The sequence below is a fragment of the Lawsonella clevelandensis genome (assembly GCF_001293125.1).
Lineage (GTDB): Bacteria > Actinomycetota > Actinomycetes > Mycobacteriales > Mycobacteriaceae > Lawsonella > Lawsonella clevelandensis.
Genome location: NZ_CP009312.1, coordinates 1,344,699 through 1,368,786, shown reverse-complemented (window position 1 = coordinate 1,368,786; position 24,088 = coordinate 1,344,699). Strand labels below are relative to the sequence as shown.

The following is a 24,088-nucleotide window of genomic DNA, read 5'->3' as shown; positions in this document are numbered from 1 at the left end:
CATGGACGTCACGGTGGAACCTTGAAAAAACAAGGATTTCACCCACAGTTTACTCTGCAGGAGCTCGTTTCTATAATGCTCAGAGGCCTGTTTGTGAGAGCATCCAGGCCAGCTCAAAGGCCGTCTGCTGCCACCGTGCATAACGTCCGGAGACGCCACCATGTCCAGCATTCATTTCTGTCTTTAACAGAATCTCATGCTCGGTGACGGGGCCCGCTACCGCTCGCAGTCGCGCCACCCATTTGGCAGGTTCCACATACAGCACGCGAGTATCGTTGAGACTGGTGGTGGCGAGGATCGCCGGATACTGCTGAGCAGTGACATTCTCGTAAGGGGAATAGCTCGCCATCAGGTCATAGATGGCGGGGTCGTGCAGCGGGTCTCCCCACTCATCCCACTCGATGACGGTGAGCGGCAACTCCGGCATCAACATGCTGGTGAGAGGGTCAACAAAGGGGACATCTGCTTCGATAGCGACAAAACGATCTGGTGCCATATTGGCGACTGCGCCCATCAACAGGCCACCAGCAGACCCACCATTGGCCACCATCTGTTGGGACGTAGTGTAGCCCTCCGCAATGAGGTAATCAGCGGAGGCGATGAAATCTGTGAAGGTGTTGACCTTCTTGTCCAGCTTGCCGTCGTCATACCAGCGTCGCCCCATTTCTCCCCCACCACGCACATGGGCGATAGCTAACGCCATCCCGCGGTCCAAGTAGCTGAGGCGTGACACCGAGAACCCCGGGTCTCGTGAATCCTCATAGGAGCCGTAACCGTAAAGCAGTAGCGGAGCTGGTTCGGGACGGTACGGATCCGTACCGTGTGTACCCTTCTTGGAAATCAGCGAAATGGGGATCCGTTCTCCATCAGAAGCTGTGGCCCACAGTCGTTTTTGCTCGTACTGGGAGGCATCGTAGCCACCCTGCACTTCCGCCTGCTTACGGATAATGAGGGCACCATCAGCGAGCCGATAATCAGCCACCGTCGGCGGGGTGATGAAGGAACCATAGGAGAGACGCAGCAGTGGTGCCGTCGGCTCTGGATTGGCATGAATACCGATGTTGGGAAGCTCCTCCCCCACTTCGATATCCTGCATCTCCCCACAGAGGTCAAGCAGGCTCGTCTCCTGTCCCACTGCTGGAGCGCGGTCGAAGAAAATGAGGCCGAGGCGCGGCAGCGCGTCCTTGCGGTAGGAGACGGCCAGGTAGCCGGTGAAAGCATCCACGTCCTCGATCCGCACGGCATCGTCATGCGGAAGGAGTTGCGGCAGGTCGTTAAGGGATGCCAGCTCACTCAACTGCCAGGTATCGGAGAGAGCTACGCAGGAGTTTGGGCCACTGGCGTTGTGGACCACCACGAAGCCGTCTCGCGCGGGCTGGGTGTCGGTGGCGGGGAGGCTGAAGTGGTCCACTCCATACTCGACCCCTTCTTCACGCGGGCGTACACACTGGAAGTCACCCGCGGGGGTGGCGGCGTCAAGGAACCACAGTTCGGTAGTGATCTTCGAAGAGACTGCGATGGTGAAGTACTTCTCGTCGCGGGTAGAGCCCATACCCACCCAGTAGCGTTCATCCGGCTCGTGGAAGATCCTCACATCCTCGACCGGGTCGGTGCCACGCTTGTGCCGCCATACCGAGTCGGGCCGCCAGGCTTCATCGACGCGCTGGTAGAAAAGATAGGTGCCGTCGTTGGACCACTCTGCACCGGGGGCAATATTGGTGATGACCTCGGGGAGGTGTTCACCCGTCACCAGATCGCGCAGGTAGAGGTTGTAGCGTTCGTCGCCGACCGTATCGGTGAGGTAGGCCAGGTAGCGCCCGTCAAGGGTGACGCTGGCACCTCCCAGTGCGAAGAAGTCAGTGCCCTCCGCCAACTCATTGCAGTCGAGGAGAACTTCTTCTCCTTCCACAGGCTGGCCGGGGATGAGCTGTGGAGGTTCCCACGCATCGGGGGCATCGGCAGGGCCCGCGGGGAGACGGCACACCACACTGTAGGCTTTGCCCTCCTGGGTACGGGCGTAGTGCCACCAGCCTTTATGCCGGGTGGGGACTGACAAGTCAGTTTCCTTAATACGCCCCCGAATTTCTTGGAAGATCTTTTCCTGCAAGGGTTTCAGGTGAGCAGTCTGCTGTTCTGTATAGGCGTTTTCTGCCTCCAGGTAGTGGATAGTCTCGGGGTTAGCCTTGTCCCGTAACCATTCGTAATCGTCGACGAAGCGACGGCCATGCACTTCCCGCACTTGGGGGTGGCGGGCAGCACGAGGAGGGGTTAGCGGGGTGTTGGGAGTCTGAAAAGTGCTCACAGTGGTCTTTCAAAGGGGGTGAGTGCGCACCAGCCGGTCCGTCCCCGGATGGGGCAGACCGGCTGGGAGGCTAGGCGGGACACATGGCGGCGCTCCACACTTGTGGAAAATGGAAGAATACCAACGGTTCAGAAAGCGCTACCGGGCCAATCGGTGAAGCTCTTACCGGAGATCTTTTCATAGGCTTCGATGTAGCGGGCGCGGGTAGCGGCAATGACATCCTCCGGTAGTGCCGGCGGCTGGGTATCGCTTGCACGGTCCCATCCGGAGGCGGGGCTGGTCAGCCAGTCACGCACATACTGCTTGTCGAAACTCGGTTGCACCTGGCCTTCCTGGTAGCTCTCTGCCGGCCAGTAGCGGGAAGAGTCCGGGGTAAGGACCTCGTCACCAATAACCAGTGTGCCGTCCTTGTCATGGCCGAACTCGAACTTGGTATCGGCCAGGATAATGCCACGTTCCTTCGCAGCCGTAGCAGCCTGGGTGTAGATCTGCAGGGTGGCGTCCTTGAGCTTTTCGGCCAGCTCCTCCCCCACCATGGTGGCTACCTGCTTGAGGGTGACGTTTTCGTCATGCTGGCCCAGCTCGGCTTTGGCAGCAGGGGTGAAGATGGGGGTGGGCAGCTGGCTGGACTCCACTAGTCCGGTGGGCAACGGCACACCGCACACATGCTGGGTGGCGTTGTAGTCGACCAGGCCAGAACCCGTCAGGTAGCCACGGGCTACGCATTCCACTGGAACCATGTCCAGTTTCTTGCAGACCATAGCGCGGCCGAGGACCTCTTCGGGGATGCGCTCGTCTTCCGGGCCACCGGCTAGGTGGTTGGGGAAGTCGAGCATATCGAAGAAGTGGAAGCTCATGGCGGTGAGCACACGCCCCTTATCGGGGACCGGGGTACTGAGAATCCAGTCATAAGCGGAGATGCGGTCGGTGGCGACCATCAGCAGAGTGTTGCCATCGATTTCGTAGAGCTCGCGGACTTTACCGGCGGAAAGATGCTTGTAATCGGAAAGTTGAGGACGCATAGTGTCAGCCTAGTCTTCGGGATACGGGGCAGAAAGGGGTTAGAGGATCTCGCCAGGCTGGTAGGTGGCTTCCGCAGGAAAGCGACTCACCCACTCGTCAACCTTGGCGATAACACGCTGCACCTGGCTGGGGGCAGCACCAATGAAGGCTTCTTTGTCTTCCAGAGCTTCTTCCAGCTCTTCCTTGGTCAGCGGAATGCGCTCATCGTCAGCAAGACGGTCCAGCAGGTCCTGGTCGCCACCGTTCTCACGCATGTTGAGGGCAACCGCCACCGCATTTTCCTTAATTGCTTCGTGGGCCTGTTCGCGTCCCACACCCCGGCGCACACAAGCCATGAGCACCTTGGTTGTTGCCAGGAAGGGCAGGTAGCGCTGCAGTTCATTGTTGATGACAGCCGGGTAGGCACCAAACTCTTGCAGCACGGTGAGGAAGGTCTCAAACATGCCATCCAGCGCGAAGAAGGCGTCCGGGAGAGCAACACGGCGGATGACTGAGCAGGATACGTCACCCTCGTTCCACTGATTACCGGCCATGTCAGCAACCATCCCCGAGTAGCCGCGGAGAATAACCTGAAAACCGCAGACGCGCTCACAGGAGCGGGCATTCATCTTATGCGGCATAGCGGAGGAACCCACCTGTCCGGGCTTGAAGCCTTCGGTGACGAGTTCCTGGCCCGCCATGAGGCGGATAGTGGTGGCCAGACTGGAGGGTCCGGAACCCAGCTGGACGAGCGCGCTGAGCACGTCGTAGTCCAGGGAACGCGGGTAGATCTGGCCAACCGAGTCAAGCACCTGGGAGAATCCTAGATGGGCCGCAATACCCATTTCCAGGTCGCGCAGCTTGGCTTCATTACCGTCTAACAGATCAAGCATGTCTTGGCTGGTGCCCATAGGACCCTTGATGCCGCGTAGCGGGAAGGTCTCGATGAGGTGATCGAGACGCTCGATAGCGACGAGCATTTCGTCAGCGGCCGAGGCAAAACGCTTGCCGAGGGTGGTGGCCTGGGCGGCTACATTGTGGCTGCGCCCCGTCATGACAACATCACTGTACGTGGTGGCCATTTCAGCCAGCTGGGTGACCACTGCGATCGCGCGGCCTCGTAGAAGCTCGAGGGAACGCTTGATCTGCAGCTGTTCCACATTTTCGGTGAGGTCGCGGCTGGTCATGCCCTTATGGATCTGTTCGAACCCGGCCAAATCACAGAACTCTTCGATGCGAGCTTTCACATCGTGGCGGGTGACGGCTTCGCGGCGGGCGATGGAGGCCAGATCAACCTGGTTCTTAACAAATTCGTAGGCGGCAAGGGCTTCCTCGGCAACCTGGGGGTCGCCGACACCCAGTTCCGTCTGGGCACGCAGCACAGCCATCCAGAGCTCGCGCTCCATGATGATCTTGTGTTCGGCGCTCCACAGCTCCACCATTTCCGGGGAGGCGTAACGATTGGCTAGGACATTCGCGATTCGCGGCTTCTGCTTCTTTTCCACGGTTTCTATTATGCCTGCCGTGAGCGAAAATACGGAGTCCTCGGGATGGATCGATACTCGTCCCCCGCATATGCGTCGTGGCACCGGTACACAGAGCACCGGCGCCACGACAACGTATAAAAAGCTGCCTAGAGCTTCTTCATTTGGCGGGCCACCTTCATCCCGCGAGACGGGTAGTTGGTGATGATGCCATCAGCACCCGCCTTGATTTGATTGCGCATCGCCTCTTCCGAGTCCACCGTGTAGGGCACGACTTTCAAGCCGGCCTTGTGTGCACGGGCGCAGAATGCGGCGTTGGCGTAGAGGTCATCGGCACTGCCGTAGTCGGGGCTCAGTACTTGCGCACCAAGCTGTTTGGCAGCCTTGATGATGTCACCGCCTACCTCAAGGTAGCTCACCGGACCGCTCATCGGGGTGAAGGGCACCCATTGGATGCGCCCGAAGAGCATGACGGTGGGCACGCTGGGGGCATACTTGCGCACCATGGCAAGCGTCCGCCAGTCAAAGGATTGCAGCATGACACGGTTCAGCACCTTGTGCCGGCGGGCCATATCAACAATGGTCTTCATTGTCTGGTAGGCCTTGGCATCGCTTTCCTTGCCAGGCACCACCTTGGTCTCGATGTTGAAGTGCACCGGATAGGTGGCCTTCTTGTTCACCATTGTGAACAGCTCGTCCAAGGTGTAAATGGTGGCACCGGGTACCCGATGGAGAGTGTCCTTGTACTGTTCCTGGAACTTATCGCAGCGGACGGTGCGCAGCTGCTGCCATGTCAGCTCGGTGATGAACTTTCCCACATAGGGGTAGGCGGGATCATTCGGGAAGGCCGGAGCGGTGTCCCGGCACTTCTTTTTCTGAATGGTCATGTCGTGCCAGATCATCGGCTTGCCGTCCTTGGAGAGGGAAATATCCAACTCCAGAGTGGTGACACCCAATGTGAGGGCGTGTTCGTAGGCAGCGAGAGAACTTTCGGTGGTCTCCGCCTTGCCGCCACGGTGAGCCTGCAGATCGAACCCTTGGGGGAGGTTACGTGCCGGGTTGGGGGCGGCCATCGCGGGCGTCACAGATGCCGGAATCATGGCAGCTGCACAGAGGGCGGCGAGGAGTGTTTTCTTCATGCTGTTACTCGTTTCCGTCTGGAGGTAAGCCCCAGGAACAGCCCGGAGAGGGGCTAGTCCTGCTTGGTGACTTCCTTCGTTTTCTTCTTTACGGTGAAGGACTTGGGGAGCGGCATGCCCTTATCTTCCATGACCTTGCGGAGCATGGTCGGGTAGTCGGTGATGATGCCGTCAACACCGGCCTCGATCTGCTGGGCGAGGACATCCTTGTTGTTAATCGTCCACGGTACAACTCGGAAGCCCTCCTTGTGGGCAGCCTGCACGAACTCCTTGTCCGCGACGAGCTTGTACTCCCGCTGGCCGGGGAGAAGCCCATAGGGGTTGGTGTAGCCGGGGGACAGTACCTGCACACCCAGCTTCTTGGCAGCCTTGAGGATGTCGCCGTTAACCTCTTCGTAGCTCACATCACCGATCCAGGGGGATCCCTTCAACCAGGTGGTTTCATCCCACAGCATCACCAGCGGGATGTTCGGGGCAGCGGCCTTCACAAGGGGGAAAGTGCGCCAGTCGAAAGACTGAATCATGACGTGGTCTTGCACGCCGGCGTCCTTCACCGCGGCAAGAATGGCGTTGACGAAGACCGAGGGGGCTGCGGACCAGTCACGGTGCTCGCCTTCCACCTTGGTTTCGATGTTGTAGTAGATCTCCTTGGTGGCACCGTACTTCTTCGCAAGGGCAAAGACGTCCTTCAGCTGCAGCATGCGGTTATCCTTGGCCGCCTGCTGGGCGGGGAACTTGGCAAGCTTCTTGTCACAGCGGAGGGTCTGCAGCTGTGCCCAGGTCAGCTGGTGGAGCAGCTTACCCACATAGGGGTAGAAGTGGTCGCCGGGGGTGGCGGGGGCGGTATCGCGGCACTTCTCGGCCTGTACCTCGGGGTCATGCCAGACGACGGGCACGCCATCCTTGGACATCACGACGTCGAATTCGAGAGTGGTGACACCCAGCTCTAGCGCATGGCGGAAGGCCTGTGCGGATTCTTCGGTGTTCTCTCCACGGCCACCACGGTGAGCCTGCAGATCGAAGCCGTTCGGAAGCCCCTTCACGTGATTGGCGGCGGTAGTAGTGGTGGACGTCACGGTCGCCGTGGAGTCCTTCTTGTCACCAGAGTTATCGGAGCACGCGGCGAGCCCAAGCACTAGCGGCAAGGTGAGTGCCAGGGTCGCGCCACGACGCAGCGGAGAAGTTTTCATAGTGGGTCCTGTTCTGTCCCGGAACGCTTCTGGCGTTCCATGGCTAGCTCGCCTACCTCCGTGAGGCAGGCGCTACCACCATAATATGCAGTCATCCTATGAACGTTCACTTACTTAGGAATGAAGATCTTTCCCTCTTCAGCTTTTTGCCCAATGTCCCGACGACTGAAGCCTCCGTCGAGGTCGATTCGATCCAAGTATTTGTACGCTTGGGCACGCGCTGCGGTGAGGTCAGAACCTTTGCCTACCACGCCAAGGATACGTCCGCCATTTGACACATAGTTGCCATCTTTATCACGAGCTGTACCGGCATGCAGCACCGCTGCGGGGTGCTTCTTCTCGAGCTTCTCGATGCCCATAATGATGTCTCCCTTGCGGGGTTCCGCCGGATAGTTTTCCGCCGCCAGCACAACCACCACCGCAGAGCCGTCCTCCCACTCGAGTGGTGGCTGGTCCACCAACGTACCGGTAGCCACCGAGTAGAGTAGCTGACCCAGCGGGGTTTTCAGGAGGGAAAGTACTGCCTGCGTTTCTGGGTCGCCGAAGCGGCAGTTGAATTCCACCACGGCGGGGCCTTCCTTGCCCCAGGCGAGGCCGGCGTAAAGGAGTCCCGAGTAGGGGCAGCCACGCTTCACCATTTCCTTAGCAACGGGTTCGCACACCTCCTTCACGATGCGCTCTACACTACCTTCGGGCAGCCACGGCAGCGGGCAGTAGGCGCCCATACCCCCAGTGTTGGGGCCTTCGTCATTGTCATAGGCGCGCTTGTGATCCTGGGCGGGCAACAGCGGCACCACAGTTTCGCCGTCAACCAGACAGAAGAGGGAAATCTCGGGGCCGTCCAGGTAGCTCTCCAGGAGCACCGGGTTCCCGGCATCCAAAACTTCGTTGACATGGGCAAGGGCCTTTTTGCGATCGTCGGTGACGACAACGCCTTTGCCGGCAGCTAGCCCGTCATCCTTCACCACCCAGATGGGGCCGAAGTGGTCGAGGGCTTCGTCGATGACAGCATCTGAAGGAGCAGCCACGCCTTCCGAATCGGCAGAGATGATCTCTGCATGGGCGGTGCGCACCCCGGCTGCCTTCATGACGTCCTTGGCGAAGGCCTTAGAACCTTCAATGCGGGCAGCGTCCTTGTTGGGGCCGAAAACATTGAATCCGGCCTTGCGGAGAGCATCAGCGACACCGCGTACCAGCGGCGCTTCCGGCCCAATGATGACGAGGTCGGGTTGGATGTCCTGGGCGAGTGCCACGCAGCCACTGCGGGAGGTTTCTACCACTGAGTGGCGGGTGACTGTGGCATGGGAGCCGGCGGGGGCCGCGTCAGTTCCCGCATTGCCATTAGCAATGTGGATGTCGGTGACCTCCGAGTCGCGGGCTAGACCGAGGAGGAGGGCATGTTCACGGGCTCCAGAGCCGATTAGAAGTACTCGCATGCCCCTTACCCTAATGGGTGAACGCCCAGGATACCTAGTTCTCAGCTGGGTAATTAGGCGGGGAAAGAACCACCCGCACCCCTTTCTGAGTATGGTGGAGGCATGGCTTCTGTTTTCAGCATGATTATCAATGGCGACCTGCCTGGCCGGTTTGTCTATAAGGACGAGCAGGTCGTGGCCTTTTTGTCGATTGAACCACTTAAGCCGGGGCACACTTTGGTGGTGCCACGCCAGGAAGTAAACAAGTGGACCGATCTGCCGACCGATGTGTGGACGCATGTGGCGGAAGTCTCGCAGCTGCTCGGCCAGGCGGTCTGCCGGGCATGGGATGCACCGCGTGCTGGCAACATTATTGCCGGTTTTGACGTTCCGCATACACACGTCCACATCTTCCCCGCCTGGCACATGTCGGACTACGACTTCTCCCAGGCCGCCCACGATGTTCCCGCTGCCGATATGGACGAGGCAGCCGAGAAAATTCGGGCGGCCCTCGCAGAGCTGGGCGTGAACTGGGAAGACGGTTCCGTACTCTAGCTGGTGCACTGATGGAATGGTGCGCTGGGGCGTGTTTCCTGCCTTCCCCGGCAGTAGGCGGAGTCTAGTCGTCGCTTTCCACCGCGAGGGGCAGCGTCACCACGAATTGCGTCCCGGCACCCGGGCTGCTTGCCACGGTGACGGTGCCGCGATGCGACTCCACGAGGGACTTCACAATGGAAAGCCCGAGTCCGGAGCCGCGTCCACCGGTGCGGTCCCCAGTGTCTCTGGCGCGCGAATTGTCGCCGCGGAAGAAGCGGTCAAACACGTGGGCGGTGGTCTCGGCATCCATCCCGATGCCGTTGTCGGAGACCATAATGAGGGCGTTGTCATGGTCGTGGTCGATGCGCAATCCCACCCACACTTGAGCGTCTGTCCCAGCATGTCGGAGCGCATTGGTGATGAGGTTGTCCACTACCTGCCGGAGACGCGTCTCATCGCCCACCGCAATACCGTCTTCGGGGAGCAGTAGCGAGATTTCACGTTCTGGCCAGGACACGCGTGCCGCATCGACCGCGTTGGTGAGCAGTGTCCCGAGGTCAACTTCGGTAATGTCCGAAAGGTCGAAGGGCCGGTCGTTGTCGATACGCGCCAGCAGCAGGAGGTCCTCTACCAGCACCTGCATGCGGCTGCTTTCCTCACTAATGCGTTCCAGCGCCGTATCTGTATCGATGGCTCCCATTTGGGCAGCGTCGGCAAAGCCGCGCACGGCGGTCAGCGGGGTGCGCAGCTCATGCGAGGCATCCCCCACAAAACGGCGCATACTGCTCTCATTGAGGCGCGCGCGATTCTCTGAAGACGCCCGCTCCGCAAAGGTATTCTGCACCTGTAATGCCATACGGTTGAAGGCGTAGCCCAAAGATTCTACTTCTGTGTTGTAGCCGGTGAGGGGAACACGGCGCGAATAGTCTCCGGTGGCAATGTCGACAGCAGCATCTTCGACTTTTTGGAGGGGGGCGAGGGCACTGTTGACGAGCAGCCAGCTGAGGCCTCCGGCCAGAGTAAGGATGATGAGTCCTACCAGCACTTGAAGGGTGATGAGACGCCGCAGCGAGTTGCGGGCGGCATCCATGGGGAGAGCCAGGGTGGCGACGCCCGGGACAATGCGAGGCCCGGCGGGGCTGTCCCAGCCGACAATGAGGTCCACAGGATAGCAGATTGCTCGCCAGGTGGGCCCGGGGCCTTCGGACTTCACTTCGTGAATGGCGTTGTCCACCGGGAGGCTACTGACGTCGGGCAGGGCACGGTTGTCGTTATAGATCTCGGTGTCCCCATCTGGGAAAGTGAGGGAGAGAAAGAAGTGTGACGGCGGGGTGGTCGCTACGTTGTCGTCGACGTCGACGTCGACGTCGTCGTCGTGGTTGTGTCCGTTCCGGAGGTCGTGCATGGTGTCGCCGGCACCGTACTGTGCGAGTGCCAGTGCACCGGGGTGGGCGGCCCACCCGTAGCGGGCATCTTTAAGGTCGGTGGCGAGGGCGTTCATGCTGGTATTCCATTGGGCTGTCGCCACGAACACATTGGAGGCGACAATGCCGATAAACAGCAAGATAAGGCAGCCGATGGTGAGGGAGACGCGGAGTGGTAGGCGCGCGACGAGGGGTACCCGCTCGTGCTGCGGGTAGGCGGCAGTGTCGTAGAGGTTACTTGCGTGGTTCGCGTAGGACATAGCCAACTCCGCGCAGCGTATGGAGGTATTTCACATCTCCAGTGTCGATCTTTTTGCGCAGATAGGAGATGTAGGACTCCACGACATTCGCATCTCCGTTGAAGTCGTAGTCCCAGACGTTGTCGAGAATGCGGGCTTTGGAGAGCACCACGCCGGCGTTCACCATGAAGTAGCGCAACAGGGCGAATTCGGTGGGAGTGAGTTCGACCAGCTGGCCCGCTTTCCACACTTCATGGGTTTCGTCATCGAGCTCAATATCGGCAAAGGTGAGGTGGTTGCTGATCTGTCCAAGGGAACTGCGGTCACTACGGCGCAAGATGGTGCGGAGGCGGGCGATGACCTCTTCGAGGCTGAAGGGTTTGGTGACGTAGTCGTCAGCTCCCAGTGTGAGGCCGCGGACACGGTCCTCGACTCCGTCTTTGGCGGTGAGGAAGAGGACGGGGCCATCATGTCCGTCTTCCCGTAGCCGCGAGAGCAGGCGGAATCCATCCATCCCCGGCATCATGATGTCGAGAATGAAGGCATCGGGGTGGAACCGACGGGCCACGGCCATGGCGTCTTCGCCCGAGGATGCCGTGGCCACGTCGAACCCCTGGTACTTCAGGCTAACCATGAGGAGTTCGACGATGGAGGGTTCATCGTCGACGACGAGGATCTTAGTACCGGTGTAGTCGGGGAAACCACCATTGTCTGCAGCAGTCATACGTCCATTGTGGCGGCTGTGGCTGCACAGTTTCTAGGACATTGCTGGGAATTCACTGGATGCCACCGAAACTGGCAATCCATGGAAACAACTGCACGTAATAGTCTCTTTAACCTTAAAGTCAGCGCTAAGTTGCCAAAATTTTTTGAGACACTAGTCCACCTCTCCTCACTCTTTACACAACTGCAGTACGCCGCACTGCCACCGTCCTAGCACATAGAGTCCGTCACTGGCCCACCCCGTCCACTACCCGCAACGGACACTGTCAGGCCGCTGACACCAACATACAAAGGAACGAAATGAAGCTGCGCTCGCTTTCCACGAAGCTCGTTGCCGCCGTCGCTACCGTAGCCATGCTGGCTGCCCCCCTCGCCACTGCCGCCCCCGCCGAGGCCGCCCAAAAGGACGTCACCAAGGGCTGGGATAAGTTCTACTGGGGCTCCGCCACTGCTGGTTTCCAGGTGGAAGGCAGCAACTATGACAGCAACTGGCTGCGCTACGTCAACCGCGCATCCAAGAAAGACCCCAAGAAGGTCAACCCCGTAAAGAACGCCACGGACTTCCGTCACCGCTATAAGGAAGACCTCGGCAACGCCGCCTGGATGGGGCTCAACACCTTCCGTATCTCCATGGAATGGTCCCGTATCGAGCCAAAGAAGGGGCAGTGGAACTGGAAAGAGATCCACTACTACGACAATGTCATCACGACCATGCGCAAGCACGGCATAACCCCGATGATCACCACCGTCCATTACGTGTACCCCGGCTGGGTGCAGGACCAGGGCGGCTTCATGAACAAGAAAACCCTGCAGGATTACAAGCGCTTCGTTGACTTCCTCGCCAAGCGCTACTCCGGCAACGGCACCATGTGGATCACCTTCAACGAGCCGCTCGTTTTCTTCGGCCACGAAGTGGAAATCGGCAACATCACCAATGCCGACATGGTCCCTTTTATGAAGAACGTGCAGGCAGCCCACAAGATCGCGTACTACACCATCAAGAAGTATGACAAGCGCGCCCACATCGGCTCCAACGAAGCCTACCTACCCCTCGTCACCTCCGCTGCCGACCAATTCTTCTTCAAACCGGTAGAGAAAGAACTCGACTTCGTCGGCATCGACTACTACTACACTGTCGCCCTCTCGAACCTCTCCGCCATCTACGGCGCCACCTCCGAGTTCGACAAGATCGACCCCCAGCCGGAAGGTATCTACTTCGCCATCCAGCACTTCTCCGATGCCTTCCCCGACAAGCCCGTCTACATCGTGGAGAACGGTATCCCCAGCTACAACGGACACCGTCCCGACGGCTTCACAAAGGGCAACTGGCTGAACGACACCGTGTTCTGGATCCAGCGTGCAGTAGCTGACGGCTACCCCGTGGTGGGCTACAACTACTGGTCCATCACCGACAACTACGAGTGGGGCCAGTACGACTCCCGCTTCGGTCTCTACACCGTCGACGTGCTGAAAGACCCTACTCTCAAGCGCAAGCCCACCGACGGTCCGGCCGCCTTCCGCCAGATCACCAAGAACGGCGGTGTTCCTCAGAACTACAAGCTGAAGTCGCCGCTGCGCTTCTGCCCGCTATCCGAAGGCCTTCGCTCCTGCGTCAACCCGCCGCAGGTCTACGGTCCCCGCGCCATCTTGAAGTAGCAAGTCACCCCCACGTGGACACAACCTCCACAGGTGGGCAGTTCTCGCCCGAGAACTGCCCACCTTTTTCCTGTCCTTTCCACCACCCCACCCTGCGTCAGCGACACGGCCGCGAAGAGATTCTGGAAGCTCACCGCCAAGCCATCCAAGCCATCTCCGCCGCCCCCATCCCCAGCGCCCAGCAGGCCCACCACGTTCCTGGCCTCTACGTATCAACTCGCCAACTGAAAACCATTTATCGTGTTTATGAAGATCAACTGACGGTGGGACTCACCCACCTGGGTACAGGTTCCCCCGGCACCGCAAAGCGGATCCGCGCGCTGCAAGAATGTCGGCCTTTCCTCTAAGATAAGGGCAGCGGACACCATTATCACCCATTACTGCGTACCCACGATGACCGAGGAATCATGACAACTCCAGCACAGCCCCCCGTCCAGCCGAACCGTCCACAGCAGGACAAGCCCACCGGACGCCCCGGTGCCCCCTCCCTTACCCCGGCACAGGACGCGGCACCGCAGGAGGAATCCTCCGAATACCGCTCCGCCCGGCGCAAGAAGATCTTTGCAGGGCTCGCCTTCGGACTCGTCATCATCCTCATCCTGGCGATCACCACCTTCGTCGATAACCGTCCAGACAGCCGGGAAACCCCCGAGGCCCTGCCGGCCACCTCCATCCTCGGATTCTGGACCAGCTTCTGCCCCGTCCACAACACCATCGTGGCGGATGCCGACGCCATTAACATCAACAAAGGGGAAAACACCGAGACATATCTCGACCGGCTGAGCTCCACCCTGGAACGGCAAGCCGCCGACTTCCGCGACGCCGCCCTCACCCTCAACACCAGCTCGGTGATGATGAAGGGTTCCGAAAAACAGAAGAAGGACCTGCAGAACCTGGTGAATGTGCTGCGCGAAGGTGACAAGGTCTTTACCGAGCGCGCCAAGCAATTGCGAGCCCACCCCATCCGCACCCAGGCGGAAATGGATGAACTGGCCGCCGCACTGAAGAGCGTCTACGAGCGCTACTCCAAGGCAGTCTCCAAATCCACCTCCGCCATCGGCATGGGCAATAAGAAGACCCGCGAACGCATCGAAAACCTCTCCGAGTGCAAGCAATTACTCGTACAGCAATCGCCGCAGCCTACTACGACGGGGCCAGCCACCGGGTCCGCCTCTGACACTGCGGGTGCCACCAGCACCGCCACCGTTACCCCCGCTGCCTAATACCGACCCACCCCCGACAAAACACCGTAGTGACCATACGACTGTGGGGCGCTCCATCGCACGGAGCGCCCCACAGTGTTATTACTTCTGGAGCTAGAGACGGGACTTGAACCCGCAACCTTCCGATTACAAGTCGGGTGCGCTACCAATTGCGCCACTCTAGCAAGGCTTTCCCTATCCTAATGGATAAAGCCCGTCAGACAGGAATTTCACGAACTCTTTCTCCTCACTGGGAAAAAGCAGTTCACTCACCTACCATGTAACTAATTACACACTCATCTAAGGAAAGTGTTTATGCCTCCGAAGACTAGCGATATCACGCATACCAACCACGACAACTACGGCCCTCTGGAAGAGGAAACAGCTCGTCGTGCCCGCCGCGTCGTCGCTGGCTACGCGGAGAACCCCGAGGAAAGCCTCGAACTCATGAACATGCTTGGGGTGGGACTGCCCGACTCAGAGGAGTAACTATGACGGGCACTAACGACCAGAACGAAACCGCAGAAAGCTCCCAGAACACCGTCGACGTCGCTGACGTCAAACACGTCGACGCCACTAAGTGTGCCGACTTCCTCGTCGTTGCCAACCGGCTTCCCACCGACCTCGTCACCAATGAAGACGGCTCCCAAGAGTGGAAGCGCAGCCCCGGTGGACTCGTCACCGCTCTCGAACCCATTCTCCGCAAAAACCACGGTGCCTGGATCGGCTGGCCCGGCGTCCCCGACGCAGCCCCCGAACCCTTCGAACAGAATGGCAGTACCGTCGTCCCCCTCGCCCTCAGTGCCGACGAAGTTCAACACTATTACGAAGGCTTCTCCAACGACACCTTGTGGCCCCTCTACCACAACTGCATCGTCCCCCCGACCTACCGGGAAGACTGGTGGCAAAGCTACCAGAAAGTGAACCGACGCTTCGCCGAGCGAGCCGCCGAAGTGGCCGCCCCCAACGGCATGGTCTGGGTGAACGACTACCAACTGCAGCTGGTGCCGCAAATGCTGCGGGAGCTTCGCCCCGACGTACGCATCGGTTTCTTCCTCCACATCCCCTTCCCACCGCTGGAGCTATTCGACCAGCTGCCGTGGCGCGACGAGATCATCGACGGCCTGCTCGGTGCGGACTTGGTGGGCTTCCACCTGCCCCACGACGCCGTCAACTTCCAGCGGCTCACCTTCGTCCGCCGCAAGCACGCCATCACCCGCGGCCAAATCAACACCCCTGGCCACTACGGTGAAGTGGCTGTCCCCGATGGTGAAGGCGGACTCCGCTCTGTCCGCGTAGGCGCCTTCCCCATCTCCATCGACTCCCCCAGTTTCAACTCCACCGCCCGCAAACAGACCATCCGCCGTCGTGGTCTGGAACTGCGCCGCAGCCTCGGCAACCCTGAGAAACTTGCGTTGGGTGTAGACCGCCTGGACTACACCAAGGGCATTGAGGTGCGACTGGAAGCACTTCATCAGCTTCTCAAAGAAGGCCGGATTGATCCTGACAAGTTCGTCTTTGTGCAAATGGCCACCCCCAGCCGGGAGCGCGTAGACGCCTACCGGGAGTTGCGCTCCCGGGTGGAGGAGAAGGTAGCTCGTATTAATGGCGAGTTCGGTACTGTCGGCAAACCCGTGGTATCTTACCTGCATCAATCTGCTGTATTTGAAGAGCTGCTGGCACTGTACCGCAGTGCGGATGTCATGCTTGTGACCCCGCTGAAAGACGGCATGAACCTTGTATGCAAAGAATATGTAGCGGCTACCACCAATGGTAACGGAGCTCTGGTATTATCCGAGTTCGCAGGTGCAGCCCGTGAATTACGATCTGCATACTTATGTAATCCTTACGACATCGAAGGTGTGAAAGATGCGATTATGAGTGCGCTCACGGACCCCGACGAGGATCGCCGCCGCCGTATGCGGGCTCTCCGTCGCCAGGTTCTCACTCACGATGTCAACCGGTGGGCTCGTTCGTTCTTAGATGCTCTCCCAGAGAACTCGACGCCTAAAGTGAATACCCAATTAAAGGAATAGGTAATGGCCAAGCTTGGCGCAGTGCAGAGTCCGGGATACCCCTTCCCCCCTGCAAACCCTGCTGGAAATGAGCTCCCGCCGCGCCGCAAACTGATTCTCGACACAATCCGAGAGGCAGATGCGCCGATGCAACCCCGGGAAATCGCCAGCGAACTCCATCTTCATCTCAATACCATCAGAGACCACCTCGCCGCCCTGGTCGAGGCAGGCCTTCTGATCCGTAAAACCGTGCCGCATGCGGGGCGAGGCCGGCCAGCCATCGCCTACATGACACCGCCGGGCGACACCGACACTCCGGATCGTCGCACCTCCAACGCCCTCATCGTCATGCTGCTCGATCACCTCGACGAGACCTCCCCCCTCCCCGAAGTGGAGGCCCGCCGAATGGGAGAGAAGATGGGACGGTACCTGGCGACCACCCTCAACTCGGAACGTCCGCTCTACCTCGAGCTCCTGCGACTTGCTCAAGACTGGGGCTTCGACGCATCCTGGCACAGTTCCTCCAATACTCTCACGCTGGGTAGCTGCCCACTGGGACTGGAGGATAAAATCCGCTGCAACCTGCTCTCCGAGATTCACGCTGGTGTCCTGCGTGGCGTGGTCGAGGGAACCGGACACAGCCTGGACGATTGCAAGACCGTCAGCCGGGAGGATGGCACCAGTTGCGTGCAATTCCTTCCCAAAGCGTTCACCAACGTCGTCTAAAAAACTCTTCGCCATGGGGTCCTGCAGTTCACCTGCAGGACCCCATTTTGAAAGCTAAATTACGGACGAGACACCGCGTAGAGATACTCCCCCTCCAGTAGCATTAGGGCTAACAACCAGTTCTCAGGAGTCCCATGTTCCGCAATCGCCGCAGCCCGTTGAGTTCCGCTTCCCAGGTGCACCCCATCCCCGCAAGCCGACGCCAACGACGCTTCCGTGCACCCATCACCGCACTGGTTGCCACCGCCCTGGTCGGTACCACCATGCTGAGTGGATGCGGCTGCGACGACTCAACCAACTCCCCCGCCCCTCAGTCCTCCTCCACCGTCACCTCCACCACCCAACAGAATGGTGAAGGTGCTGCTCCTGCCACCACTCCCAACGCCTCGGACGATACTCTCTCCACCCGATCCGACGGCAGCACCATCGCGCTCACTCCCGCTCTCCCGAACGGTAGTCGGACTGTCAGTCCCGCCACTCCTCCCCAGGTGATTCCCAGCACTCCCATTCTTGCCTACCCCGCTCCCATCCAGCCTGGCAGCGTCCTGCCCCAAACCAACCTCGACAGTAAATACGCCCCGCTCGGGGTGCCTGTCATGAGTCCCGCCGGCCCCATCAAGCCTTTCATCATCGTGGTCAGCTTGACCCGTGAACAAACTGTGCAACTGCACAAAAAACAGATTGGCGAAAAGATGACCCAAGCCGGCTCAGCCGTCCCCATCCTTGGTGACCCGGTAGCGGCTATGGGAGGTGCGCTGGCCGGATCTTCCGCGTTCAGCGCCGACCACCCCCGCACCTGTGTGCGCACCTGGGTGGAAGTTCACCCCAGCGGATGGGGTACCTACGCTACCTATGTGACGGGCAATGAGTGCCCTGCCACCATGATAGTTTCCGGACAGTTACCTGGTCTAGCAGCCTAGGCCGCAACCCGTAGCCGGGTATTACATACTTCGCTAATCTGGAAACAGCTGGAAAATATCCACAATATAACACCGATAGAAGACGACTATGAAGCGCTCTCAAACTCCAGAGAAAGCTATCGCGCTCGAGGCAAAGCGCGAGAAGGCTGTCGCGAAAAAGCTTCGGTTTAAAAACCGAGAGGAACTCCGCGAACTCTACCGGATCGGGAATCCCGATAAGTACACTAGTGATGACATCTGGCTCTTCGTTGTGTCGTGTTTTGGTGTCGTCCTCGTTATGGCCGCAATGGCCTCTCTTAACACCGTCCTCCCCGATATCGCCATGGACGCCAAGGCCAGTCAATCCCAGCTCACCTGGATTGTCGACGCCTACACCCTCGCTCTCGCCGGGCTCCTCCTGCCGGCCGGTGCAATCGGTGACCGGTTCGGCCGTAAAGGCGTCTTTATCGGCGGCCTCATCGTCTTTACCATCGGCTGCCTCGTCCCTATCTGGTGGGACACCGCTAACGCCCTCATTGCCGCCCGCGCCGTCTCCGGCCTGGGTGCCGCCTTCGTCATGCCCTCCACCCTCTCCATTCTGGCCTCCCGAGTACCCAGTCGCCGGCGTCCTCTCGCCATCGCCATCTGGGGCGCCAGTGCTGGCGTCGGCGCCGTCCTCGGCCTCGTGGGCTCCGGCGTCATCCTGCTGAAGTTTGAATGGAAGGGCATCTTCGTCGCCCTCGCCGCCTTCGCCACACTCATTGCCATCTGTTCCTTCACCATCGAAGAAAGCAAGGAAAAAAACCCTCCACGCTTTGATCCGCTAGGCGCCGTCCTCTCCGCCATTGGCATTGCGCTACTGGTACTGGGCCTTATCGAAGCCCCGACAGCAGGCTGGGGCCACCCCGGCATTATCGTGTGCTTCATTGCCTCCATCGCCTTCATTAGTGGCTTCATCGCCTGGCAGCTAAAGTGTGACCACCCGCTGTTGGATGTCCGACTCTTCGCCAACCGCGGATTCGGTTCCGGTTCCCTCTCCCTCCTCGTGCAGTTCGCCGCCACCTTCGGTGTCTTCTACACGCTGGTGCAGTTCATGCAGCTCATCCAGGGATACAGCCCCATTAAATCCGCGTTTTCCATGGCACCTCTAGTCCCGCCCTGCATCATCTTCGCCCTCATCTCCATCTGGGCCACCCGTAAGATCGGCCAGAAGTGGCTGCTCGTCTTGGGTCACCTTATCCTGGCGGCTGCTCTCCTCATGATGATCGGCGTCACGCGCGATACCGGCTACTGGTACATAACCGTCCACATGCTCATCTTCGCGACGGGCCTCGGTCTCACTGCTGCCCCGGCCACCACCGCCATCATGCTACAAACCCCCGAGAAGAAGTACGGCGTAGCCTCAGCCGTCAACGATGCCGCCCGCGAGATCGGTGCCGCCCTTGGCATTGCCCTCACCGGCTCAATCCTCACTACCTTCTACAGTGACCAGGTGACGAGCATCGCCAACAAGGTACGCGACTCGCTCAACATGGCTGCACAGATGGGGGCAGGACAACCCGGTGGCGGCGCCAAGGCACACGACGCCATCACCGGTGGCCTCGCAGGCGCCCAATCCGTCGCCGAACAACTCACCCACAACCCGATGACACAGCAACTCGCTGGAAAACTGGTCAGCGACGCTCAAACCGCCTTCGTCGATGGCCAAATGTGGGCCTCTATCGTGCTGGCCATCCTGCAGATCGTTACCGCTATCATCCTTGCCTTCTGGGCTCCCGGATTCCACACCGTGAAGTCCCAGAAGGACGAAGAAGCCCTCAACAACGCCAAGCACTCCATCCCAATTCCGCTGATGGTTGCCCTCGACCAGGCCGCCACCCGCCGGCACCTACTCGTCGCCACCGACTTCGACGGCACTCTCGCCCCGCTAGTGAGTAACCCGAAGAAATCCACGCCCATCCCCGGCGTACTGGAGGCACTGGAAATTCTCGCAGATGTCCCCCACACCAAGGCCGCCATAGTCAGTGGCCGCGACCTTGCCAGCCTCCGCAAGGTGGCACCGGTAAGCCGCGAAGTCACCCTAGTGGGCTCGCACGGTGCGGAAATCTCCGATGAAGAGCAGGATCTCAGCAAAGAACAGGAAGCACTCCTCAAACACCTCACCGAGGAAGTGAAACAGGCATCCAAGCTCATCCACGGCTCCCACGTTGAGGAAAAGAAGTATGCGGTAGCCCTTCACATCCGCACTGCCAAGAAGTCCGCAAATGCGGCCAAGCAGGCTGCTGCCCTGGAAGATCGGCTTGCAGCCATCCCCGGAGTCACCGTGGCCCGAGGCAAGATGGTGTCGGAATTTGCCGTCATCAGCGCCACAAAAGATGCGGCACTGGAATCCATCGCGAAGCGTTGGGAAAAGGGCGCGGATGCTGTTCTTTACCTAGGTGATGACGTTACCGACGAGCACATCTTCACCGGCCTGCCGGCCCGCCTCGCCTGCCCCGCTACCGAGATCATCACGGTCAAGGTAGGCGAGGGCGAGACAGCCGCACAGTACCGTGTGGACAATGAACTCATTGCCGCGGCTGCCATCGACTACCTCTGCGAGGAGCGTGACCGCTTCGCCGAGGATCACTTCACTAAGAGAGACCGGAAGCAACATCGCAAGAATGTTCGCAACCGCACGGTGAAGCGCATTGTTGCCACCGTCCCCGGCCGATAGACAAAAGAATATTACCTAGTGACGAACCCCGCGGTCGTAGGACTGCGGGGTTCGTTATGACTAGATGAGGATACGCAAAGCCACAACACGTTAAGCGCGCGGTGGAGCGGACGTTTCTCCAACTTGGAAACAGCACTCCAGGCGTTCCGATTCCACCGGTCCATGCTCGCTGGCGAACAGCAGCTCACCCGCACGCAGCCCCTTCCGCTCCGATGGCTGCACAACAGTGGTGAACTTTCGCTCGATAGCCTCCTGGATACCGTCAAAGCCAGTAATGGTGAGCTCTTCAGGCACGGAAATACCCTGATCATGGGCGTATTGCATGGCCCCCATCGCCAGCACATCAGAAGTACAGAGCAGCGCCGTGGTCTCCGGGTGTGATTTCAGCACTTCCGCTGCAGCACAACCACCAGAGGAGTAGTTGTTTTCGAAGCTTTCGAAGATCACCACATCGTCCGCATCGATTCCATGCCCAGCAGCGGAGTCAAGCACCGCACTAATACGGGTGGCCTGCACGTGCATTCGCGCATTACAAGCATCCTCCGCAGACACTGGGCCGTTGTGGTGAACTGGGTTAAGACGAATACTGAGGATCGCTACCCGCGTGTGCCCAAGATCGAAGATGTGGTCTGCCAGCGTCTTCATGGCGGCATAGTCGTCGACGGAGACAGTGGGGATACCTTCCAGGTCCGCCGGCTGATCCACCACCACCATAGGCATATTGCGGGCGACAACAGCTTCCAGATACGGGTCCTCTTCTGCCACAGAATAGATGACGAATCCGTCGACGCTCGCCTGATGGACGACATTGGCGGCGCGGCTGGGGTCCCCTACTTCAGAGGCAGGAATGAGGGTGAGGCCGCTTTCCTGTGCTCCACAAGCTTCGGCAAGGCCGGAGAGGAACTGGGCGGCGGCAGGATCCCGTACGGCGAACGCAAGCTCTTCAGTAAGGAGCAGCCCAATGGCCCCGGCTTTGCGGGTGCGCAGCGATCGGGCAACTGGATCTGGGCCCGGGTAGCCCAGACGTTTGGCAGTCTCCAGGACACGCATGCGGAGTTCTTCCGACAGCTGGTCTGGCCGGTTATAGGCATTGGAGACGGTAGTGCGGGAAACGTTCAATTCCTCAGCGAGAGAGGCGAGGGTCGCACGCTTCGACCTGGACTTCGGCATGGTTACAGTATCCCTAAAATAATTCCTCGACTTGATCGATCCTTGGATCAGATTCCGACCACGGAGCGATTGTTCCCACGGAGTGGCAACAGGTGAGTAACTCACAGCACAGAGACAGGGGCCTCCATCGCCACACGCAACGCTGAGATGTCTTCATTATGGTCGGCTTGGACGGCACGGACACTGCCCCCTCTCGCAATTGTTGCCAGATAACAGACAGTTTTTTCGCTGGAGGACCGCGAAAACGGCAGATATACGCCAATACGCATTAGTTGGTGATGTTTCCAGAAACTACCATTGAAGTGCAGACTTTCTCGGAAAGGAACCACATGTCCGGTCATCTCCCCCGTTTCCGCCGTCGCCTCACCGCCAGCCTCCTCGCCCTCACCACCGCTGTAGGCATGGGTGGCCTCACCGCCTGCGATAGCTCTTCTACCTCAAAGGCTGAAGGCATCAGCATTGTTGCCAGCACCAATGTTTACGGTTCCATCGCCAAGGCTATTGCCGGCGAGCATGCGACCGTCCACTCCATCATCAAGGACCCCTCTGCGGATCCACACTCCTACGAGGCAAGCCCCACAGATATCGCCACCTTGCAGGATGCTGACATTGCCATCGTGAACGGTAGTGGCTACGACGAGTTCGCCGTGAAGGCCCTTGCCAACCAGGACCAGAAGAAAATTATCAATGCCTACAGTTTCCTGAAAGGCGATACCAAAGCCGACGGCTTGCCGGACCCCGACAATGAGCTCATTGACAACGAGGCCGACTACGTTGAGGAACATGCCGACGAGCACTCCCCTGAAGACGAGCATGCCGGGCACCATCACCACCACACCCCTGGTGCCCCCAACGAGCACGTGTTCTACAACGTGGACGTCGCCAACGATCTCGCATCTGACCTCGCCAAGAAACTAAGCGAACTCGACCCCGCCAACCAGACCACCTACCAAGACAATGAAAAGAACTTCGCCCAACGTATCGGCGAGGTGAAGGCTGTTCTGGAGAAGATCGAGAAGCAGCGTGACCACGCTCGTTTCCTGCAGACTGAGCCCCTTGCCACCCACCTAGTAGATATGGCTGACATGGTGGACGCCACCCCCCACGGCTTTGCCGAAGCCATTGAAGAAGGCGCTGACGTGTCCGCCCTACAGGTAGCCGAGATGCGCGACGCCATCATGGGAAGGAAGGTAGACGTCTTCCTCTTCAACACGCAGAATGCCAACTCTACCACCCAGGAGATGCGCAAACTGGCGGAGAAGAATGACATTCCCGTTGTCGATCTCACCGAGACCCTGCCCGAGAAAAAGGACTACACCACCTGGATGCTCGACAATGTGGAAGCTCTCGCCACTGCCCTTGGCGTGAAGTAACCACTGTCAGCACCCCATTCCACGCCACCACCTCTTGTGACTTCCCTATGCCCCCATCCCCTGTTCTCACCCTGTATGGGGCCGGCCTTGACGTCCCGCTGCGTCACCCCGGCCCTAGCGGCGTGGACACCCGCACGCTCTGGACGAACCTCAACCTGGAAGTCCACCCCGGTGAATTCATCGCTATCCTGGGCCCCAACGGCTCCGGAAAAACTAGCCTGCTGCGCGCCATCCTGGGTCTCACCTCCCTCACCCGCGGAAGCGCACTCGTGAATGGTGAACCGGTACGGCGAGGGCTACCCTCCGTCGGCTACATTCCGCAGCAACGGACCTTGGATGCCGACCTACCCATGCGGGGCCGGGATCTCATTCAGATGGGTATCGATGGCCACAAGTGGGGGTGGGCGGGACTCTCGGCTCGGCGCCGCAACCGCGAACTTGTGGACCACGCCATTGCCGAGGTGGGTGCACAAGCGTTCGCGGACCGGGCGGTGGGCACGCTGTCCGGCGGCGAGCAGCAGCGCATTCGGGCAGCCCAGGCACTCGTTTCCAACCCGACAGTAGTGCTGTGTGACGAGCCGCTCCTGAGCCTGGACCTCACCCAACAGAAGAGGGTGGTGGAACTGATCGTACGGCAGGCACGCGAACACCACACGGCGGTTCTCTTCGTCACCCACGAAATCAACCCGATCCTTCCCTTTGTGGATCGCGTTCTCTATTTAACGGATGCCGGGCATCGTATTGGCCCGGTCGACGAGGTGCTGACGTCGGAGACGCTTAGCGCGCTTTTCCGTTCCCCCATCACCGTGGCGCGCGTAGCGGGCCAGCTTGTGGTGGTAGGTACCGAGGAGGCGCCCCGTGAATGAGTCGAGCACC

At 59.6% G+C, this 24,088-nt stretch carries 20 protein-coding genes and 1 tRNA gene; 11 read left to right on the top strand and 10 right to left on the bottom strand.

Annotated elements, in window-relative coordinates:
* Positions 1-79: 79 nt before the first annotated feature.
* From IY73_RS05780 to purD, 6 genes are all read right to left on the bottom strand, one after another.
* A complete protein-coding gene (locus tag IY73_RS05780) occupies positions 80-2,302 on the bottom strand; it encodes a S9 family peptidase (RefSeq protein WP_053962253.1) in 2,223 nt (740 codons plus the stop codon).
* Positions 2,303-2,430: 128 nt separating this feature from the next.
* A complete protein-coding gene (locus tag IY73_RS05775) occupies positions 2,431-3,324 on the bottom strand; it encodes a phosphoribosylaminoimidazolesuccinocarboxamide synthase (RefSeq protein ID WP_053979066.1) in 894 nt (297 codons plus the stop codon).
* 39 nt (positions 3,325-3,363) lie between these two features.
* Positions 3,364-4,809 (bottom strand): adenylosuccinate lyase, encoded by a 1,446-nt coding sequence (gene purB, locus IY73_RS05770; protein ID WP_096334772.1) that lies wholly within the window; start codon positions 4,807-4,809, stop codon positions 3,364-3,366.
* 128 nt (positions 4,810-4,937) lie between these two features.
* Positions 4,938-5,927: a glycerophosphodiester phosphodiesterase family protein gene (locus IY73_RS05765; RefSeq protein ID WP_053962251.1), complete on the bottom strand. Its 990-nt coding sequence runs from the start codon at positions 5,925-5,927 to the stop codon at positions 4,938-4,940.
* A gap of 53 nt (positions 5,928-5,980) precedes the next feature.
* Positions 5,981-7,117 (bottom strand): glycerophosphodiester phosphodiesterase family protein, encoded by a 1,137-nt coding sequence (locus IY73_RS05760; RefSeq protein WP_053979065.1) that lies wholly within the window; start codon positions 7,115-7,117, stop codon positions 5,981-5,983.
* A 110-nt stretch (positions 7,118-7,227) separates the two neighbouring features.
* Positions 7,228-8,553, bottom strand: coding sequence for a phosphoribosylamine--glycine ligase (purD, locus tag IY73_RS05755; RefSeq protein WP_053962249.1), 1,326 nt, complete (start codon positions 8,551-8,553; stop codon positions 7,228-7,230).
* A 102-nt stretch (positions 8,554-8,655) separates the two neighbouring features.
* Here purD and IY73_RS05750 point away from each other — a divergent pair, with 102 nt between their 5' ends.
* Positions 8,656-9,087 carry an HIT family protein gene (locus IY73_RS05750; RefSeq protein WP_053962248.1) on the top strand — a complete coding sequence of 144 codons (432 nt, stop codon included), beginning with the start codon at positions 8,656-8,658 and terminating at the stop codon, positions 9,085-9,087.
* A gap of 64 nt (positions 9,088-9,151) precedes the next feature.
* On the opposite strand, the gene IY73_RS05745 is transcribed toward IY73_RS05750, so the two are convergent.
* Both IY73_RS05745 and IY73_RS05740 read right to left on the bottom strand, forming a co-directional pair.
* A complete protein-coding gene (locus IY73_RS05745; RefSeq protein WP_053979064.1) occupies positions 9,152-10,753 on the bottom strand; it encodes a sensor histidine kinase in 1,602 nt (533 codons plus the stop codon).
* Complete coding sequence (locus IY73_RS05740; RefSeq protein WP_053962246.1) at positions 10,728-11,456, bottom strand: response regulator transcription factor; 729 nt, start codon at positions 11,454-11,456, stop codon at positions 10,728-10,730. Before IY73_RS05740 ends, IY73_RS05745 begins: the two co-directional genes overlap by 26 nt.
* A gap of 299 nt (positions 11,457-11,755) precedes the next feature.
* Here IY73_RS05740 and IY73_RS05735 point away from each other — a divergent pair, with 299 nt between their 5' ends.
* Genes IY73_RS05735 through IY73_RS05725 form a run of 3 tightly spaced genes read left to right on the top strand, consistent with a single transcriptional unit; the run spans position 11,756 to position 14,334 of the window.
* Positions 11,756-13,111, top strand: coding sequence for a family 1 glycosylhydrolase (locus IY73_RS05735; protein WP_053962245.1), 1,356 nt, complete (start codon positions 11,756-11,758; stop codon positions 13,109-13,111).
* Positions 13,112-13,125: 14 nt separating this feature from the next.
* Positions 13,126-13,458 (top strand): hypothetical protein, encoded by a 333-nt coding sequence (locus IY73_RS05730; RefSeq protein ID WP_053962244.1) that lies wholly within the window; start codon positions 13,126-13,128, stop codon positions 13,456-13,458.
* 60 nt (positions 13,459-13,518) lie between these two features.
* The gene (locus IY73_RS05725) at positions 13,519-14,334 is read left to right on the top strand and encodes a hypothetical protein (protein WP_053962243.1); all 816 of its coding nucleotides are present in this window, start codon (positions 13,519-13,521) and stop codon (positions 14,332-14,334) included.
* An 88-nt stretch (positions 14,335-14,422) separates the two neighbouring features.
* Here IY73_RS05725 and IY73_RS05720 read toward each other — a convergent pair.
* Positions 14,423-14,498: transfer RNA gene (locus IY73_RS05720), tRNA-Thr, on the bottom strand.
* A gap of 130 nt (positions 14,499-14,628) precedes the next feature.
* Between IY73_RS05720 and IY73_RS08475 the strand changes: the two genes are divergently transcribed.
* The 5 genes from IY73_RS08475 to otsB all read left to right on the top strand — a co-directional run bounded on the left by IY73_RS08475 (position 14,629) and on the right by otsB (position 20,669).
* The gene (locus IY73_RS08475) at positions 14,629-14,802 is read left to right on the top strand and encodes a hypothetical protein (protein WP_172621863.1); all 174 of its coding nucleotides are present in this window, start codon (positions 14,629-14,631) and stop codon (positions 14,800-14,802) included.
* A 2-nt stretch (positions 14,803-14,804) separates the two neighbouring features.
* The gene (locus tag IY73_RS05715; protein ID WP_082345487.1) at positions 14,805-16,349 is read left to right on the top strand and encodes an alpha,alpha-trehalose-phosphate synthase (UDP-forming); all 1,545 of its coding nucleotides are present in this window, start codon (positions 14,805-14,807) and stop codon (positions 16,347-16,349) included.
* A gap of 3 nt (positions 16,350-16,352) precedes the next feature.
* On the top strand, positions 16,353-17,054 hold the full coding sequence (locus IY73_RS05710) for a helix-turn-helix transcriptional regulator (protein WP_053962242.1): 702 nt from the start codon (positions 16,353-16,355) through the stop codon (positions 17,052-17,054).
* Between the two features lie 134 nt (positions 17,055-17,188).
* On the top strand, positions 17,189-17,974 hold the full coding sequence (locus tag IY73_RS05705) for a hypothetical protein (RefSeq protein ID WP_053979063.1): 786 nt from the start codon (positions 17,189-17,191) through the stop codon (positions 17,972-17,974).
* An 88-nt stretch (positions 17,975-18,062) separates the two neighbouring features.
* Positions 18,063-20,669 (top strand): trehalose-phosphatase, encoded by a 2,607-nt coding sequence (otsB, locus tag IY73_RS05700; protein WP_053962240.1) that lies wholly within the window; start codon positions 18,063-18,065, stop codon positions 20,667-20,669.
* A gap of 90 nt (positions 20,670-20,759) precedes the next feature.
* Here otsB and IY73_RS05695 read toward each other — a convergent pair whose 3' ends face one another.
* A complete protein-coding gene (locus tag IY73_RS05695; RefSeq protein WP_053962239.1) occupies positions 20,760-21,839 on the bottom strand; it encodes a LacI family DNA-binding transcriptional regulator in 1,080 nt (359 codons plus the stop codon).
* Positions 21,840-22,168: 329 nt separating this feature from the next.
* Here IY73_RS05695 and IY73_RS05690 point away from each other — a divergent pair, with 329 nt between their 5' ends.
* The gene (locus tag IY73_RS05690) at positions 22,169-23,212 is read left to right on the top strand and encodes a metal ABC transporter solute-binding protein, Zn/Mn family (RefSeq protein WP_053979062.1); all 1,044 of its coding nucleotides are present in this window, start codon (positions 22,169-22,171) and stop codon (positions 23,210-23,212) included.
* Positions 23,213-23,259: 47 nt separating this feature from the next.
* Entirely contained in the window at positions 23,260-24,078 is an 819-nt protein-coding gene (locus IY73_RS05685) for a metal ABC transporter ATP-binding protein (RefSeq protein ID WP_053979061.1), read from the top strand.
* Positions 24,079-24,088: the final 10 nt, after the last annotated feature.